The organism is Cellulosimicrobium sp. JZ28 (assembly GCF_015327065.1).
GTDB classification, from domain to species: Bacteria; Actinomycetota; Actinomycetes; order Actinomycetales; family Cellulomonadaceae; genus Cellulosimicrobium; species Cellulosimicrobium funkei.
Genome location: NZ_CP017660.1, coordinates 2,232,366 through 2,248,679 on the forward strand (window position 1 = coordinate 2,232,366; position 16,314 = coordinate 2,248,679).

The 16,314-nt window shown below is 74.0% G+C and carries 12 protein-coding genes, 1 tRNA gene and 1 pseudogene; 6 read left to right on the forward strand and 8 right to left on the reverse strand.

The genetic code is table 11. The annotated features are described in order from the left end of the window. Position 1: 1 nt before the first annotated feature. From BJP59_RS10215 to BJP59_RS10230, 4 genes and pseudogenes are all read right to left on the reverse strand, one after another. Positions 2 to 3,727, reverse strand: coding sequence for a DUF4132 domain-containing protein (locus BJP59_RS10215; RefSeq protein WP_194520865.1), 3,726 nt, complete (start codon positions 3,725 to 3,727; stop codon positions 2 to 4). 142 nt (positions 3,728 to 3,869) lie between these two features. Further along, positions 3,870 to 3,943 (reverse strand) — tRNA-Val (locus tag BJP59_RS10220). A gap of 69 nt (positions 3,944 to 4,012) precedes the next feature. Beyond that, positions 4,013 to 4,509, reverse strand: a pseudogene (locus BJP59_RS10225) (peroxiredoxin). Further along, positions 4,493 to 4,906, reverse strand: a complete 414-nt coding sequence (locus tag BJP59_RS10230) for a DUF3052 domain-containing protein (RefSeq protein ID WP_031316633.1) — start codon at positions 4,904 to 4,906, stop codon at positions 4,493 to 4,495. Before BJP59_RS10230 ends, BJP59_RS10225 begins: the two are co-directional and overlap by 17 nt. Positions 4,907 to 5,337: 431 nt before the next feature. On the opposite strand from BJP59_RS10230, the gene aceE reads away from it, so the two are divergent. Next, positions 5,338 to 8,100, forward strand: a complete 2,763-nt coding sequence (aceE, locus tag BJP59_RS10235; protein WP_034655442.1) for a pyruvate dehydrogenase (acetyl-transferring), homodimeric type — start codon at positions 5,338 to 5,340, stop codon at positions 8,098 to 8,100. 85 nt (positions 8,101 to 8,185) lie between these two features. Here the strand turns inward: aceE and BJP59_RS10240 are convergent, their stop codons facing one another. After that, positions 8,186 to 8,872, reverse strand: coding sequence for a hypothetical protein (locus BJP59_RS10240; protein WP_194520866.1), 687 nt, complete (start codon positions 8,870 to 8,872; stop codon positions 8,186 to 8,188). A 119-nt stretch (positions 8,873 to 8,991) separates the two neighbouring features. Here BJP59_RS10240 and BJP59_RS10245 point away from each other — a divergent pair, with 119 nt between their 5' ends. From BJP59_RS10245 to BJP59_RS10265, 5 genes are all read left to right on the forward strand, one after another. Then, positions 8,992 to 10,191 (forward strand): PucR family transcriptional regulator, encoded by a 1,200-nt coding sequence (locus BJP59_RS10245; protein WP_076405505.1) that lies wholly within the window; start codon positions 8,992 to 8,994, stop codon positions 10,189 to 10,191. 131 nt (positions 10,192 to 10,322) lie between these two features. Continuing rightward, a complete protein-coding gene (locus BJP59_RS10250; protein ID WP_114553198.1) occupies positions 10,323 to 11,309 on the forward strand; it encodes an ACP S-malonyltransferase in 987 nt (328 codons plus the stop codon). Continuing rightward, entirely contained in the window at positions 11,306 to 12,313 is a 1,008-nt protein-coding gene (locus BJP59_RS10255) for a beta-ketoacyl-ACP synthase III (RefSeq protein WP_086151081.1), read from the forward strand. The genes BJP59_RS10250 and BJP59_RS10255 overlap by 4 nt, the downstream gene beginning before the upstream one ends. 163 nt (positions 12,314 to 12,476) lie before the next feature. After that, the gene (locus BJP59_RS10260) at positions 12,477 to 12,725 is read left to right on the forward strand and encodes an acyl carrier protein (RefSeq protein WP_021482065.1); all 249 of its coding nucleotides are present in this window, start codon (positions 12,477 to 12,479) and stop codon (positions 12,723 to 12,725) included. Positions 12,726 to 12,822: 97 nt separating this feature from the next. Further along, a complete protein-coding gene (locus BJP59_RS10265; protein WP_194520867.1) occupies positions 12,823 to 14,067 on the forward strand; it encodes a beta-ketoacyl-[acyl-carrier-protein] synthase family protein in 1,245 nt (414 codons plus the stop codon). A gap of 112 nt (positions 14,068 to 14,179) precedes the next feature. Here BJP59_RS10265 and BJP59_RS10270 read toward each other — a convergent pair whose 3' ends face one another. The 3 genes from BJP59_RS10270 to BJP59_RS10280 form a co-directional block, all read right to left on the reverse strand. Next, positions 14,180 to 14,680 (reverse strand): DUF3145 domain-containing protein, encoded by a 501-nt coding sequence (locus BJP59_RS10270; protein ID WP_021481145.1) that lies wholly within the window; start codon positions 14,678 to 14,680, stop codon positions 14,180 to 14,182. 168 nt (positions 14,681 to 14,848) lie between these two features. After that, on the reverse strand, positions 14,849 to 15,334 hold the full coding sequence (gene def, locus BJP59_RS10275; protein WP_021481144.1) for a peptide deformylase: 486 nt from the start codon (positions 15,332 to 15,334) through the stop codon (positions 14,849 to 14,851). A 67-nt stretch (positions 15,335 to 15,401) separates the two neighbouring features. Continuing rightward, entirely contained in the window at positions 15,402 to 16,208 is an 807-nt protein-coding gene (locus tag BJP59_RS10280) for a DUF1206 domain-containing protein (protein ID WP_228485002.1), read from the reverse strand. Positions 16,209 to 16,314: the final 106 nt, after the last annotated feature.

Here is a 16,314-nt window from a genome sequence, read left to right on the forward strand (position 1 = left end):
GTCACCACTGGCTCTTCCGCTCCCAGTCGGGGTCGAACGACCCCGCCTCGGCCACCGCCACATAGTCCCGGTAGGCCTCCGCGACGAGGACGGGCGGCAGGTCCGCGATCCGCGCGGTCCCCCGTCCGGAGCCGCGGCCCGTCCGCTCGAACGTCAGCGCCGTCACCGCGGCCGGGATGTTCTCCTCCGGGACGAACGACCCCGTGAACTCGATCTGCACGACGATCCCCGCGCTCGTGAACGCCTTGGTGTACGCGCTGAACCACCCGGCGTCCTCGGCCTGCGAGCGGGAGTAGCCCCGCTTCGTGGCGCGCCCGCGGACCGAGAAGCTGTCGGAGAACCAGCCCTTGTGGTCGTCGATCGCGGTCGCACCCGTGGGGACGTCGGGCGTCGTGACGTCGAGCTGCGCGAAGAGCGGGGCGACCTCGTAGTCCGCCAGGTGCGCCGTCCAGGCCGCCGTCGCCTCCGGGCCGAGCAGGACCGCGTGCGCGAGCCCGACCGTGGACTCTGCCCCGAGCTCCACGTCCTCGTCGTCGGCGTCGACGAGCGCGCCGCCGTCGGGCCGGAACGGGCGGGCTCCCTCCGTCCCGGGGTTCTCGACCCAGACGAGCCGCTCGACGAGGCGCGACATCACGGGGTGACCGAGGAGGTACTCCTGCCACTCCGACGCCGTCCACGTGCGGCCCACGCACATCGCCTCGTAGAGCCGCTGGGTCTGCAGGGCGACCGCGGCCTTGAGCTCCTTGCGGCTCGCGGTGAGCTGCTTCTTGGCGGCCGCGACGAGCTCGGGGTCGTCCTGCGCCCGGGGCGCCGGGAGCGCCTTGACCACCTTCCCGGCGTCGCTCGTGAGCTCGAGCGTGAAGGCGGGGGTGATGCGCCCGACGTACTCCCGGGAGCCGAGGTCGAGGTGGAGCAGGCCGTCGTCCTCGAAGCCCGCGGTCTGGACGGTGCGGTCGGCGAGCTGGTCCGCCGTCCAGCCGCGCCGCTCCGCGAGCTCGGCCGCCAGGCGCTGCGCGGTCTCCTGGACCGTGGCCTGGCGGAACCGCCGCGAGACGGCGAGGAGCTCCTGGATCGCGGCCGGCTGCCCGTTCGCCGCGAGCGCGTGCACGAGCGCCTCGGTCTGCGCGCGACGCCCGACGTGCGCCTTCGCGTAGCGCTGGAACGTCGCGGCGAGCTCGGCGCCGGGCATCGCGACGGTCAGCGCGAGCAGACCCTTGTCCTTGACCGCCGAGCCGACGTACGTGGCCTGGTGCTCGCGGTACAGGTCGCGGTGGTGGTCCTCGAGCGTCTTGGACGCCTCGACCGAGTAGTGCTCGGGCGAGCGTTTGGCCCAGGCCTGGTACTGGTCGTACCGCAGCTGGGCACCGGCCGTCGCGTACGCGTCGCTCTCCTGCGGCGAGGGGTTGCGCGTGTCCTGCGCGACCCACGCCGCGAGCACGTGGCTGCCGAGCCGTGCGCGGTCCTCCTCCTGCAGCAGCGACAGGTACCGCTCCAGCAGCCCGGCACCGCTCGGGTCCTTGAGCTTGACCGCGAGCACGACCCACCAGCGCAGGACCGTCGGGTCCACCGGCGAGCCGTCCGCCGCCCAGCGGGCCGCGGGCAGCGCGTCGAGGTCGAACCACGCCATGCTGACCGGCTTCTTCGCGCGCAGGCCCTTGGTCGCCTCCGCGAGCAGCGCCTCGGGCGCGAGGTCGGCCGAGATGTCCTCGCCCAGCGCCTCGAGCGCCGTGAGGAGCGCGGCGCGCACGACCTCGCTGCGCTCCTTGCCCAGCGCGGCGCGCAGCGCAGGCACCGCGTCGACGTCGCCGAGCCGGGCGAGCCACTCCGCCGCGCTGCGGCGCACCTCGGACCGGCCGTTCCCCAGGCCCTGCTCGGCCAGCCCGCGCACCCCGGGGTGCGTGCTCAGGGCCGCCTGCGCCGTCGCACGATAGGTGCGGCCCTCACCCAGTGCGAGCTCGGTCAGGCGCGGCAGGAACCGGCGCGGGACCTGCGGCAGCTGGGCGAGCACCGCGAGCGCCCGGGCCGGCTTGGCGCTGCCGTACGTGCGCTCGCGGTCGTCGAGCGCGGCGGCGAGCCGGTCGAGGTGCCCCGCGTAGTAGGGCCACGCGTGCTCGGGCGTCACCGTGTCGGTCGCCCACCAGGTCGAGAAGTACAGCTCGTCGACCAGCGCCCCGGCGTCGTCGCGTCCGACGCGCCGCAGCGCCTCGTCGAGGACGCGCAGGTCGACGTCGAGCAGGTCGCCCTCGTGGAGCCGGTACCAGCCGAACCGCTCGCTGCGCCCGCGTCCCTCGTTCCCCTGCAGCCGCAGCCGGTGCAGGAGCGTGATGCCGGGGAGGCGCGAGAAAACGCCGGGCGCGGACAGTCGGCGCATGACGACGCCGCCGGGGCGCCGGGTGCTCGTCCCGGACAGGAACGCCGCGAAGACCCGGAGGTCCTCGTCGGTGATGCCGGGCAGCTCCTTGAGGTCCTGCTCGACGGTCAGGCGGCGCCACCGCGGCCACCCGTCGTCCTTCTTCCCTGCGTGCGCCGCGTGGTCGGCGCGGGCGCGCTCGAGGGCGGTGTCGATCGCGGCCCGCGCGGCCCGCACGAACTCGTCGCCGAGCACCGTCTCCGGCAGCGGCTCGAAGGGCGGCACGTCGATCTCGGGCTCGTCCTCCTGCGCGGCGTCGAGGACACGCGCTCGCTCGACGGTGTCGCGCAGGAGCGTCGCCCGGGCGCCCGTCGACCGCTCGGCCGCCTCCTCCAGGGCGACCAGACCGCCGTCGACCTGGGCGAGGCGCGTCACCACGGCGCCGAGCCGCGAGGCCGGGAGCGACGTGAGCAGAGGGGCGAGGAGCTCGCGCTGGCGCGCCGCGGGGAGCGGGACGAGCGCGGCGACCGCCGCCTCGCGTACCGCCTTGCTCGTGTCCGCGGCGAGCACGGCGAGCAGCGGGGCGAGCGTCTCGGTCGCCGCCGGGTCCGCCGCGACGAGCGCCACGAGCTCACCGCGCCCCGCGGCGCTCACCCCCGGCAGCACCCGCGTCGCGACGTCCAGGTGCGCGACGACGAACTCCCGCGCCGGGTCGCCCAGCAGCGCCGGGCCCAGGTGCCGCGACGCCCAGCCGGCCGACGCCGGCCGCTCGAACAGCTCGCGCAGCACCACCGCCGGTGCGTCCGCCTCCGGCACGCCGCCCTCCACCGCGAGGGCCACGAGCAGGTCCGGCGTCCAGCGGTCGGGCGCGCCCTTGCCCTTCTGGCCGTGCCGGCGTTCGTTCGCGCGCCGCGACATGTCGTTGACGAGCGTGGTGAGCCAGCGCGGGTCCGACGCCCGCTCGCGGTCCACCTCGGACGAGACCGCGCTGAGGACGCGGCCGAGGCGCACGAGCTCCGGGACGGTGACGGAGTCCGAGAGCGTGTAGAGGTTGGAGCGCGCGGTGACCGCCTTCGCCGACGTCCACCCCGGCACGGCGGCCTTCAGCCGGTCGTCCTGGGCAGGGGTCGTCCACGAGTAGACCCCGGACTGGCCGGGACGACCGAGGAGCGCCTCGACGTCGCCGCCCCGCAGCGCCTCCAGCTCGAGCAGGACCTCCGGTCCCTCGCCCCGGTGCACGTACGCGACCGCACGGCCCGCGAGCTCCGGCGACGCGACCGCGAGCACCTTCAGGGCGTCGACGAGCCGAGCGCTCGGGCGGTCGCCTCCCGTCTGCCCCTCGGCACGCCGGAACAGACCCTTGACCTTCTCGAGCACCCTCTACCTCACCGTCACGTCGTCGCTGCTGGTGGGCCCGATGCTAGGGGCGGCCGCCGACACGGCGCGCTGCGCTCGCACGGGCGACGGGTGCCACGTCGCAGCACGGCACGACCGTGACTGGCGGGAAGGGAGTGGTGGGTGGGCCCGGAGGGACTCGAACCCCCGACATCCACGGTGTAAGCGTGGCGCTCTAACCAGCTGAGCTACAGGCCCTGGAACGGCGGAGCACAGCCTACCGGGTCGGCACCCCGCCACCTGCCACGACCGCCCGGCTCCCAGGGCTCAGAGCTGCTCCAGCGCCCGTCGGTAACCGTCGAGGTCGCGGCGCTGCCCGCGCGGGTTGACGACCGACCACCGGACGATCCCGTCGGCGTCGAGCAGGAACGAGCCACGCAGCGCGAGGCCGTTGTCCTCGTCGAGGACGCCGTAGGCCCGTGCGACGTCCCCGTGCGGCCAGAAGTCGGAGAGCAGGTCGAACTCGAAGCCCTCCTGCGCCGTCCACGCCTTCTGCGCGAACACCGAGTCGCACGAGATGCCGAGCAGGGTGACGCCGGCCGCCTCGAACTCCTCGAGGTTGTCGCGCAGCTCGCACAGCTCGCCCGTGCAGATCCCGAGAACGCGAAGGGGTAGAACACGAGGAGCACCGGCCCACCCTGCAGGTCCGCGAGGTGGACGGGCGTGCCGTGGGTGTCCGGCAGCGTGAAGTCGGGCGCCGGGTCGCCCGGACCGGGCGGCGTCGTGCGCCCGGTCGTCGCGGCGTCGTCAGCGACCGCGGCCACGGGTCCCGAGCTTCGTCGCGGACCAGTCGGGCGCGATGGCGAACGTGCTCGTCGCGTGCAGCCCGGCCGTGGTCGCGGCCTCCTGGATGTCGTTGTGGCCCACGTGGCCCGGCCGGCCGGGCTTCGGGGTGAGCACCCAGATGAGGCCGCCGTCGTCGAGCACGGTCTGGACGTCCACGAGCAGGTCGGTGAGGTCGCCGTCGTCCTGGCGGAACCACACGACCACGCCGTCCGTGACGTCGTCGTAGTCCTCGTCGACGAGCTCGCCGCCGACGAGCTCCTCGAGCTCCCCGCGCAGGTCGTCGTCGACGTCGTCCGCCCAGCCGAACTCCTGGACCACGTTGCCGGGCGCGAACCCCAGTCGGTCCGCCCCGCTGGGCCCTACGGTGTCGGTCACTGTCGTGTCGTTCCTTTCCTCGTCCTGTCCGTGCGGTGGGCCGTCGCGCGCGCCCGGGCGGGCGCCCGCGCGCACGACGACCTGCCGTGTCTGGCAAAGGTAGCCCACCGCAGGGTGCGGTGCTTGGCAAGGCACCGCCCACGGACGGCCGTCCCGCGGGTCGTCGGCCGTGGTCGTGCACCGCCGGGCGGCCGCACGACGGCGGCGCGCACGCCGTCCGGCCCGTGTCGCCGAAATCACGCCCTCTTGACCACCCGATGGTGTGACTTACGCGCGCGTTGTGAACACAATGGGTAGACCACCCTGGTCTCGTGAAGAGGCGCGGTCGCCACCAGCGGCCGCGGCCGCGTGCCCGGAGTGGGCCCGAGACGGGTGTCGGCCGTGTACCGCGCGGCCGAGCGCCCGGCATCCGACGAGATATGAGGTTGCTGGTGGCTTCGTACGACGAGACCGGACCGCTGATCAACGGTCTGCTCAGCCAGGTTCCGGACTTCGACCCCGCCGAGACCGGCGAGTGGGTCGAGGCCCTCGACGGCCTGATCGACGACCGCGGGGGCCCGCGCGCCCGCTACGTCCTGCTGAACCTGCTCAAGAGGGCCCGGGAGCGCAACGTCGCCGTCCCGACCTCCCTGACCACCCCCTACGTGAACACCATCGGTGTCCACGAGGAGCCCTACTTCCCCGGCGACGAGGCGCTGGAGCGCCGCTACCGCTCGTGGATCCGCTGGAACGCCGCCGTCATGGTGACGCGGGCGCAGCGGCCCGGCATCGGCGTCGGCGGCCACATCTCCTCCTACGCGTCGGTGGCGACGCTGTACGAGGTGGGCCTGAACCACTTCTTCCGCGGCAAGGACCACCCGGGCGGCGGCGACCAGGTCTACTTCCAGGGCCACGCCTCCCCCGGCGTGTACGCGCGCGCCTTCCTGGAGGGCCGCCTCTCCGCGGACCAGCTCGACGGTTTCCGCCAGGAGAAGTCGCACCCGGGCGGCGGCCTGCCGTCGTACCCGCACCCGCGGCTCATGCCCGACTTCTGGGAGTACCCGACCGTCTCCATGGGTCTCGGCCCGGCGAGCGCGATCTACCAGGCGTGGACGGACAAGTACCTGCACAACCGCGGGATCCGCGACACGGAGCAGCAGGACGTGTGGGCGTTCCTCGGCGACGGCGAGATGGACGAGCCCGAGTCGCGCGGCATGCTCCAGCTCGCGGCGCAGCAGCAGCTCGACAACCTGACGTTCGTCGTGAACTGCAACCTGCAGCGCCTCGACGGCCCGGTGCGCGGCAACGGCAAGATCATCCAGGAGCTCGAGGCGCAGTTCCGCGGTGCGGGCTGGAACGTCATCAAGGTCATCTGGGGCCGCGAGTGGGACGTCCTGCTCAACGCGGACAAGGACCGCGCCCTGGTCAACCTCATGAACGTCACGCCCGACGGCGACTACCAGACGTACCGTGCGGAGTCCGGCGCGTTCATCCGCGAGCACTTCTTCGGCCGCGACCCGCGGACGAAGGCGCTCGTCGAGAACATGACCGACGACGACATCTGGAACCTCAAGCGCGGCGGCCACGACTACCGCAAGATCTACGCGGCCTACGCGGCGGCGCGCGCCCACACGGGCCAGCCGACCGTGATCCTCGCGCACACGGTCAAGGGCTACGCGCTCGGGCCGTCGTTCGCGGGCCGCAACGCGACGCACCAGATGAAGAAGGTCGGCCTGGCCGACCTCAAGGCGCTGCGCGACTCCCTGCGCATCCCGATCACGGACGAGGAGCTGGACGCCAACCCGTACGAGCCCCCGTACTTCCACCCGGGCCCCGACGCACCGGAGATCCAGTACCTGCTGAACCGTCGCCAGCAGCTCGGCGGGTTCGTGCCCGAGCGCCGCTCGTCGCCGAAGCCGATCACCCTGCCCGGCGACAAGTCCTACGAGATCCTCAAGAAGGGCTCGGGCCAGCAGGAGATCGCCACGACGATGGCGTTCGTCCGCCTGCTCAAGGACCTCATCAAGGACAAGGAGTTCGGCAAGCGCGTCGTGCCGATCATCCCCGACGAGGCCCGCACGTTCGGCCTGGACTCGATCTTCCCGTCGGCGAAGATCTTCAACACCCAGGGCCAGCACTACCTCGCCGTGGACCGTGAGCTCATGCTGAGCTACAAGGAGTCCGAGGCCGGGCAGATCATGCACACCGGCATCAACGAGGCGGGCTCCGCGGCCGCCTTCCAGTCGGTCGGCACGTCCTACGCCACGCAGGGCGAGATCATGGTGCCGTTCTACATCTTCTACTCGATGTTCGGCTTCCAGCGCACCGGCGACCAGTTCTGGGCGGCGGGCGACCAGCTCACGCGCGGCTTCATCATCGGCGCGACCGCGGGCCGCACCACGCTCACGGGCGAGGGCCTGCAGCACGCCGACGGCCACTCCCCGCTCCTCGCGGGCACGAACACCGCGATCGTCCAGTACGACCCGGCGTTCGGCTACGAGATCCGGCACATCGTGCGCGACGGCATCGAGCGCATGTTCGGCCCGGGCGAGCACGGCGTGGGCGCGGACGGCCGCGACCAGAACGTCATGTACTACCTCACGGTGTACAACGAGCCGATGGTCCAGCCGGCCGAGCCGGAGGACGTGGACGTCGAGGGCATCCTCAAGGGCATCCACCGCATCTCCGTGGGCGAGGGCGACGGGCCGCGCGCCCAGATCCTCGCGTCGGGCGTCGGCGTGCCGTGGGCGCTCGAGGCGCAGCAGCTCCTGCGGGAGGACTGGGGCGTCGCGGCGGACGTGTGGAGCGTGACGAGCTGGAACGAGCTGCGGCGCGACGCGCTCGCCGCCGACCAGGCCGCGTTCCTCGACCCGGCCGCGCCGGCGCGCGTCCCGTTCGTCACGGAGAAGCTCTCCGGCGCCGAGGGGCCGTTCGTCGCGACGAGCGACTACGACCACCTGGTCCCCGACCAGATCCGCAAGTGGGTCCCGGGCGACTACGAGGTGCTCGGCGCCGACGGCTTCGGGTTCTCGGACACGCGCGCTGCGGCCCGCCGGCACTTCAAGATCGACGGCCCGTCCGTCGTCGTGCGCACGCTCCAGGCGCTGGCCAAGCAGGGCAAGGTCCCCGCGGACGCGTCGGCCCGCGCGATCGAGAAGTACCGCCTGATGGACGTCACCGCCGGCACGTCCGGCAACGCGGGCGGCGAGGCCTGACGCTCACCGCCTGAGACGACGACGGCCGGTCACCCCGCGGGGTGACCGGCCGTCGTCGTCTCCGGAAGGTGCCGGACGCCGTGGGTCAGGTCCCGGCGCGGTGCTGCTCGGCCTGCGCGACGGCGCGCTCGAGGTCCGCGCGCAGCGGCGCGACGCCCCGGGGGTCGCCGTACTCGACGAGCGACTCGAGGTGGTGGCGGGCGTCGAGGGGCCGGTCGGCCTCGATGGCCGCGAGGACGAGCTGGCGCCCGACCTCGGCCTCGTGCTCGCGGGCGCGCCAGTGGCCGACGCCGAGGCCCAGCGCCTCGACCGGCAGTCCCGCCGTGCGCAGCACCTCCATGGACTGCGCGAGCGCGTGCCCCGAGGGGTCGCGCTCCGCGGCCGTCGCGAAGCGGCGCAGGGCCGCCTCCGGGTCGTCGTCGAGGGAGAGGCGGCCGAGCTCCACGAGCGGGTACCACCCGCGCGGGTGCCCGGCGAGCTCCTCGGCGAGCGCCCAGACCGCGAGGTCGGCGGCGCGCTGCTTCTCCGTCTCGTCCGCCGGGGCGGCGAGCGGGTCGTCCGTGGCCGGTCCCTCCGCGGCCCGACGGCGGACCAGCTCCGCGAGCGCGCGGAAGGCCCGCTCGTCGTTCGGGTCGTCGACGAGCATCGCCCGCAGCGCGTCCTCGTGGACCGTGTCGCCACGCTTCTCCCCGGACCGTGGGCGGCGCGTGCCGACGGTCGACGCGGACGTCGGCCGACGCATGAGCTGTCGAAGTCGGGGCATGAGTGCCATTCCCCGACCCTAGCGGGTCGTCCGGGTGCTCACCCAGCGACCCGGTCCCCCGGCGACCCGGGGCCCGCCGTGGCACGCGCTTTGTGGACTGTCCACAACCCCGGCCGTATGCTCGGCGCGTGACGGCCACCCCCAGGACCCCGGCGACCGCGCCGGCCCCGACCGGCCCGGCCGGCAACGCGGACAACCTCCAGCGCCTGCGCGACGGCAGCGGCCTGCTCATGTCCGCCGCGCTGCGCCGGCTCGACGACGAGATCCGCTGGTACCGCGAGCTCCCGGCCGAGGACCGCTCCTACGTGGGTCTCGTCGCGCAGTCCGGCATCACGGCGTTCGTCACGTGGTACGCGGACCCGCAGGCCCCGCCGCACGGCGTGAGCGACATCTTCGCCGCGGCCCCGCCCGAGCTCACGCGCTCGATCTCGCTCCAGAACACGCTCCAGCTCGTCCGCATCGTCGTCGAGGTCGTCGAGGCGTACTCGGACCAGCTCGCGGCACCGGGCGGCGAGCGCGACCTGCGCGAGGCCGTGCTGCGCTACTCCCGGGAGGTGGCGTTCTCCGCGGCGGAGGTCTACGCCCGCGCCGCGGAGGTCCGCGGCGCGTGGGACGCGCGCCTGGAGGCCCTCGTCGTGGACGCGCTCATCCGCGGCGACGGCGACGACTCGCTGCGGTCGCGCGTCTCGGCGCTCGGCTGGGGCGGCCACGGCTCGACCCTCGTCATGGCGGGCACGATCGCCGCGACGCTCGACGAGGTCCGGACGGCGGAGCTGCGCCGCGCGACGCGCCGCGCGGCGGGCGACGCGCTCGTGGGCATCCACGGCGACCGGCTGGTCCTCGTGCTCGGCGGCGAGGGGGACCTCCAGGCCGCCGCGGCGTCGCTCCTGCCCCGCTTCGGCCCCGGCCCGGTCGTCATCGGGCCGACGGTCCCCGGGCTGGAGGAGGCCGCGCGCTCGGCGCAGGCCGCGCTCGCGGGGCTGCGGGCCGCGCCCGCCTGGCCGCAGGCCCCGCGCCCGGTGCTCGCCGACGACCTGCTCCCGGAGCGCGTCCTCACCGGCGACACCACGGCGCGACGCACGCTCGTCGCCCAGGCCTACCGCCCGCTCGCCGAGGCGACGGGCTCGGTGCTCGAGACGCTGTCCGCCTACCTCGGCACGGGCCGGTCGCTCGAGGCGGCGGCCCGGTCCCTGTACGTGCACCCGAACACCGTGCGCTACCGCCTGCGCAAGGTCTCGGAGATCACCGGCTGGGACCCGCTGGACGCCCGCGAGTCGTTCGTGCTGCAGGTCGCGCTCGCGCTCGGGCAGCTCTCGACGGTCCGCTGAGGAGCCGGGCGCGCCCGACGTCCCGCGGGCTCCGCGCCCGCGGCGCCTTGTAGGTTCGGCACAACCACCCTCCGCAAGGTTGGTGCGCGTCGTGACGTGGCGCACGGCCCTCGCGTTGGCACAGTTGACGGGTGCTCGCCGTCTTGTGCCCTGGACAGGGCTCCCAGTCCCCCGGAATGCTCGCCCCCTGGCTCGAGCTGCCCGGCGTCGCCGACCAGGTCTCCGCGTTCGGCGAGGCCGCGGGCCTCGACCTGCGCGCGCACGGGACGGAGTCGGACGCCGACACGATCCGTGACACGGCCGTCGCGCAGCCGCTCATCGTCGCGTCGTCGCTCGTCGCGCTCCGCGTGATCCTCGACGGGCGCGACACCGCCGACGTCGTCGACGTGACCGCCGGGCACTCGGTCGGCGAGCTCGCCGCCGCGGCCGTCGCGGGGGCGCTGACGGACACCGGCGCCGTCGGGCTGGTCGCGCACCGCGCGCGCGCCATGGCCGCGGCCGCTGCCGCGACGCCCACCGGCATGAGCGCCGTCGTCGGGGGCGACCCGGAGGAGGTCCTCGCCGCGATCGAGGCGGCCCACCTGTGGCCCGCGAACGTCAACGGCGGCGGGCAGGTCGTCGCCGCCGGCGCCCTCGACCACCTCGCCGCCCTCGCGGAGAACCCGCCCGCGAAGGCGCGCGTCATCCCGCTCCAGGTCGCGGGCGCCTTCCACACGCCCTTCATGCAGCCGGCGCTCGAGGAGTTCGAGCCGGTCGCCGCGTCGTGGGACGTCGCCGACCCGCGCCTGCCGCTCCTGTCCAACGCCGACGGCGAGTCCTACGGGACCATCGACATCGAGGGCAGCACGTACGGCAAGGCGCGCGACGTCGTCCGCCGCCTCACCGCGCAGATCGCGGCGCCCGTGCGCTGGGACCTGTGCCAGGAGACCCTCGCGGAGCTCGGCGTCACCGCGCTGCTCGAGCTCGCGCCCGGAGGCGTCCTCACGGGTCTCGCCCGCCGGTCGCTCAAGGGCGTCGAGGCCGTGGCCGTGAAGTCGCCCGACGACGTCGAGGCCGCGCGCGACCTCGTCGCCCGGCACTCGGTGGCGGCCGGCGCGGCCACGGGCGTCGACGCGTGAGCGGCGCGACCCTGCGCCAGGCCACGGGCCCGGCGCACTCGCGCATCCTCGCGATCGGCGGGGTGCGCGGCGAGAACGTCGTGACGAACGACGACATCGCCGGCCCGATCGACTCCTCCGACGAGTGGATCCGCCAGCGCACCGGGATCGTCACGCGGCGTCGTGCGGGCGCCGACGTCGACGTCCTCGACCTGTCCGAGGCCGCGGCGCGCGACGCACTCGCCCGGGCTGGCCTGCAGGGTGGCGACGTCGACGCGGTGATCGTCTCCACGGTCACGTACTTCCACCAGACCCCCGCCGCCGCGGCGGTGCTCGCGGAGCGCCTCGGCGCGACGCCCGCCGCCGCGTTCGACGTCTCCGCCGCGTGCGCGGGCTACGCCTACGCCATCGCGCAGGCCGACGCCCTCGTGCGCGCCGGCATCGCGACGCACGTGCTCGTGGTCGGCGCGGAGAAGATGAGCGACTTCATCGACCCGACCGACCGCTCGATCTCGTTCCTCCTGGGCGACGGCGCCGGCGCCGCGATCGTCGGGCCGTCCGACACCCCGGGCATCGGCCCGACGGTGTGGGGCTCCGACGGCGGCAAGGCGCAGGCGATCCGCCAGACGCACGCGTGGTCGGACCTGCGCGAGGACCCCTCGCTCGGGTGGCCCACGCTGCGCCAGGACGGTCAGAGCGTGTTCAAGTGGGCCGCGTTCCAGATGGCCCCCGTCGCCGCCAAGGCGATGGCCGAGGCCGGGGTCGCCCCGGCCGACATCGGCGCGTTCGTGCCGCACCAGGCGAACATGCGGATCATCGACCAGATGATCAAGCAGCTCGAGCTCCCCGCGTCCGTCGCGGTCGCCCGGGACATCGCGGAGACCGGCAACACGTCGGCCGCCTCGATCCCCCTCGCGACCCGGCGCCTGCTCGACGAGGGGCAGGTCCGCTCCGGCGACCTCGCCCTCCAGATCGGGTTCGGCGCCGGGCTCGTCTACGCGGCGCAGGTGGTCGTGCTGCCGTAGGGGAGAATCACCCTGGACGGACGGCCGCCCTCCCCGCGGGGAGGGCCCACGCCGTCGGCGGACCCGTCCGTCGCGCGCACCGTCTGACGAAGTACCGCCCGGCACACCCACCGGGCACCGCCACCGGGACCGGTCGCCGCCGGCCCCACGACAAGGAGAAACCATGGCCTACACCGAGCAGGAAGTCCTCGCCGGCCTCGCGGAGATCGTCGCCGAGGAGACGGGTCTGCCGACCGACGCCGTCGCGCTCGAGAAGTCCTTCACCGACGACCTCGACATCGACTCGCTGTCGATGATGACGATCGTCACCCACGCCGAGGACAAGTTCGGGGTCCGCATCCCGGACGACGAGGTCAAGAACCTCACGACGGTCGGCGACGCCGTGTCCTTCATCACGGGCGCCCAGGCCTGAGCACGCCCCGCCTGCCTCGCAGGCCTGCGGGCGGGTCGGCGTCACCCACGCCGGCCCGCTCGTCCTCCCGCCCCCGCCGCAACCCCCGAGGAGCACCATGTCTGCCGCTACTGAAGTCGTCGTCACCGGCCTCGGCGCCACCACGCCGCTCGGCGGCGACGTGCCCTCCACCTGGGCCGCGGCACTGGCCGGCGAGTCCGGCGCGCGCACGCTCGAGAACGACTGGGCGGAGCGCTACGAGATCCCGGTGACATTCGCCGCGACGATCAAGGTCGACCCGGCCGAGGTCCTCGCGCGCCCCGAGATCAAGCGCATGGACCCCTCCACGCAGTACGCGATCATCGCCGCGCGCGAGGCGTGGGCGGACGCGGGCAGCCCCGAGGTCGACGGCGACCGGCTCGGCACGGTCGTGTCGTCCGGCATCGGCGGCATCTGGACCACGCTCGACGGCTGGGACACGCTGCGGGAGCGCGGCGCGCGCCGCATGCTGCCCATGACCGTGCCCATGCTCATGCCGAACTCCCCCACCGCGTACGTCTCGCTCGAGCTCGGTGCCCGGGCGGGCGCCCACGCTCTCGTCTCCGCGTGCGCGTCCGGCGCCGAGGCGATCGGCTACGGCGTCGACATGATCCGCGCGGGCCGCGCGGACGTCGTCGTCGCCGGCGGCACCGAGGCCACGATCCACCCCATGCCGATGGCGGCCTTCGCCGCCTCGCGCACGCTCTCGCTGCGCAACGACGACCCCCAGGGCGCGTCGCGCCCGTACGACGTCGACCGCGACGGCTTCGTCATCGGCGAGGGCTCGGGCGTCGTCGTCCTCGAGAGCGCCGAGCACGCCGCGGCCCGCGGCGCCCGCGTCTACGCGCGGCTCTCCGGCGTCGGGCTGTCCTCCGACGCCTACCACATCACCTCTCCCGACCCGGAGGGCCGGGGCCAGGTCGCGGCGATGCGCCGTGCGCTCGAGGAGGCCGGTGTCACCGGGCGGGACGTCGTGCACGTCAACGCGCACGCGACCTCGACCAAGGTGGGCGACCTCACCGAGACCCGCTCCATCCGCTCGCTGCTGGGCGACGACGCCGACCACGTGCTGCTCTCGGCCACCAAGTCGATGACCGGACACCTCCTCGGTGGTGCCGGCGCGCTCGAGTCGATCTTCACGATCAAGGCCGTCGCGGAGCGCCTCGCTCCCCCGACGATCAACGTGACGAACCCCGACCCGGAGCTCCAGGTGCCGCTCGTGCGCGACACGCCCGCGCCGCTGCCGAGCGGCGACGTCGTCGCGATCAACAACTCGTTCGGCTTCGGGGGCCACAACGTCGCCCTCGCCGTGGCCAGCGTCTGACCGCACGCCACGACGACGCGAAGGGCGCCTCCCCGATCTCGGGGAGGCGCCCTTCGTGGTCCTCGCGGACGAGCGTGCGTGGACAGTCTCTGCAGTGCGGCGTGCGGGGGCGTCAGCCGACGCGGTGCAGCCAGCGCACCGGAGCGCCCGCGCCGGCGTAGCGGAACGGCTCGAGCTCGTCGTCCCAGGCCTTGCCGAGCGCGAGGTGGAGGGCGTCGCGCATGGCCCAGGGCTCGCTCACCTGCTCGAGCGCGGCCCGGATCCGGTCCTCGGGCACGACGATGTTCCCGTGCACGTCCGTCTGGGCGTAGAAGATGCCGAGGTCGGGCGTGTGGGACCAGCGACCGCCGTCGACGCCGTGGCTGGGCTCCTCGGTCACCTCGTACCGCAGGTGGGACCATCCGCGCAGCGCGGAGGCCAGCCTGGCGCCCGTCCCCTGCGGCCCCTGCCACGAGTACTCGGCCCGGTAGAGGCCGCGCGCGGCGGGCTGCTCGGTCCAGTCGAGCGACACGCGCACGCCGAGGACGTTGCCCGCGGCCCACTCCATGTGCGGGCACAGAGCACGCGGTGCTGAGTGCACGTAAAGAACACCGCGGGTGATGGCACCGGCCATGTCTGCCTCCCTAGGTCGAGGTTTCGTCTTCCCCAACGTCCTCACCCAGGGCGGGTCCACAGCGCTCGCACAGGTGTCGCGGCGTGTCTCGTGCTCATCTTGCACGACATCGCGCGTGCGCGCGAGAGATCGGGCGGGCGTGCCCGGGACCGACCGGGCACAACCCCGTCAGAGGTGCTCGCGCAGCTCGCGCATCGCCTTCTTGCGCACGGAGCGGTCGAGCCGGTCCAGGTAGAGCATGCCGTCGAGGTGGTCGCACTCGTGCTGGAGGCACCGGGCCATGAGCTCGGTCCCCTCGACCACGACCTCGTTGCCGTCGAGGTCGGTGCCGACCACGCGCGCATACCAGGCGCGGCGCGTCGGGTACCAGAGGTCGGGGACGGAGAGGCAGCCCTCGTCGCCGTCCTGGTAGTCGTCGGACAGCTCGACGATGCGCGGGTTGAGCACGTACCCGATCTCGTCGTCGATGTTCCACGAGAACGCCCGGAGGTTGACGCCGATCTGGTTGGCGGCGAGCCCCGCGCGTCCCTCGTGGTCGACCGTCTCGACGAGGTCGGCGACGAGAGAGCGCACCCGGTCGTCGATGGTGGTGATCTCGTCGCAGGGGGTGCGGAGCACGGGGTCCGGGATGGTCCGGATCTCTCTCATCGCCATGGTCACCATTCTTCCATGCGCACGACGACGTCCGGCCGTCGTCCCCGGCCTCGCACCGGGGCGCGCGTCACATCCGCGCGTACCGCGCCCGCGCGAACGAGTAAAGCCCGTAGGCCGCGAAGCCCAGACCGACGGCGACGAGGAGCGCGACCCCGAACGGCTGCGCCGCGAGCGTGGCGAACGCGCTGTCGAGGCCGCCCGCCTGCTGCGGGTCGTGCTGGACCGCGGCCACGACGAACAGCACGCCCAGCACGCCGAGCGCGATGCCCTTGGCGATGTACCCGACGCGCCCGAGCGTCACCACGGCGCGGCCCAGGTGCCCGCTGGTCCCGCCCTGGAGGTCCTCGAGGAACTTCTTCCGCCACCCCTTGACGACGTGGTAGACGCCACCGGCGACGATGCCCACCCCGACCGCGCCGACGAGCAGCACGCCGCCGGGCTTCTCCATGAGGGTCGCAGTCATGCTCTCCTCCTGGCCGGAGCCGGCGGCGGACCCGGTCACGACCTGGAGGGCGATCACCCCGAGCGCCAGGTAGAGGACGGCCTTGCCCGCGGCCTTGAGCCGGTCGGACGTCTCGGCCGCGCCGCTCAGCGCGACCGTGACCTGCCACAGGGCGAGCGCCGCGAACGCCACGACGGCGAACCAGAGCAGCGCGGTGCCGCCCGGCGTCTGCGCGATCGCGGTGAGCGCACCGGTCTGGTCGGCCTGCTCGCTCGAGGCCGAGCCCGTCGCCACCTGCACGGCGAGGACGCCGACGACCAGGTGGAGCAGACCGCTCACCGCGTAGCCCCCGCGGGCCAGGAGCTCCAGGGTCTTGCTGCCGCGTGCGCCGCGTGCTGCCGCCTTGCCGGTCGAGCTCATGCTCGGTGCCACAGGACCTCCTCGGTCGTCGGGACGCCGCCCCCACCGCGCCGCCGGGTTCTCCGGCCCGCACACGGTGCCAGAACTGCGCACTCCGCGCACGCCGGACGCCGTTCCC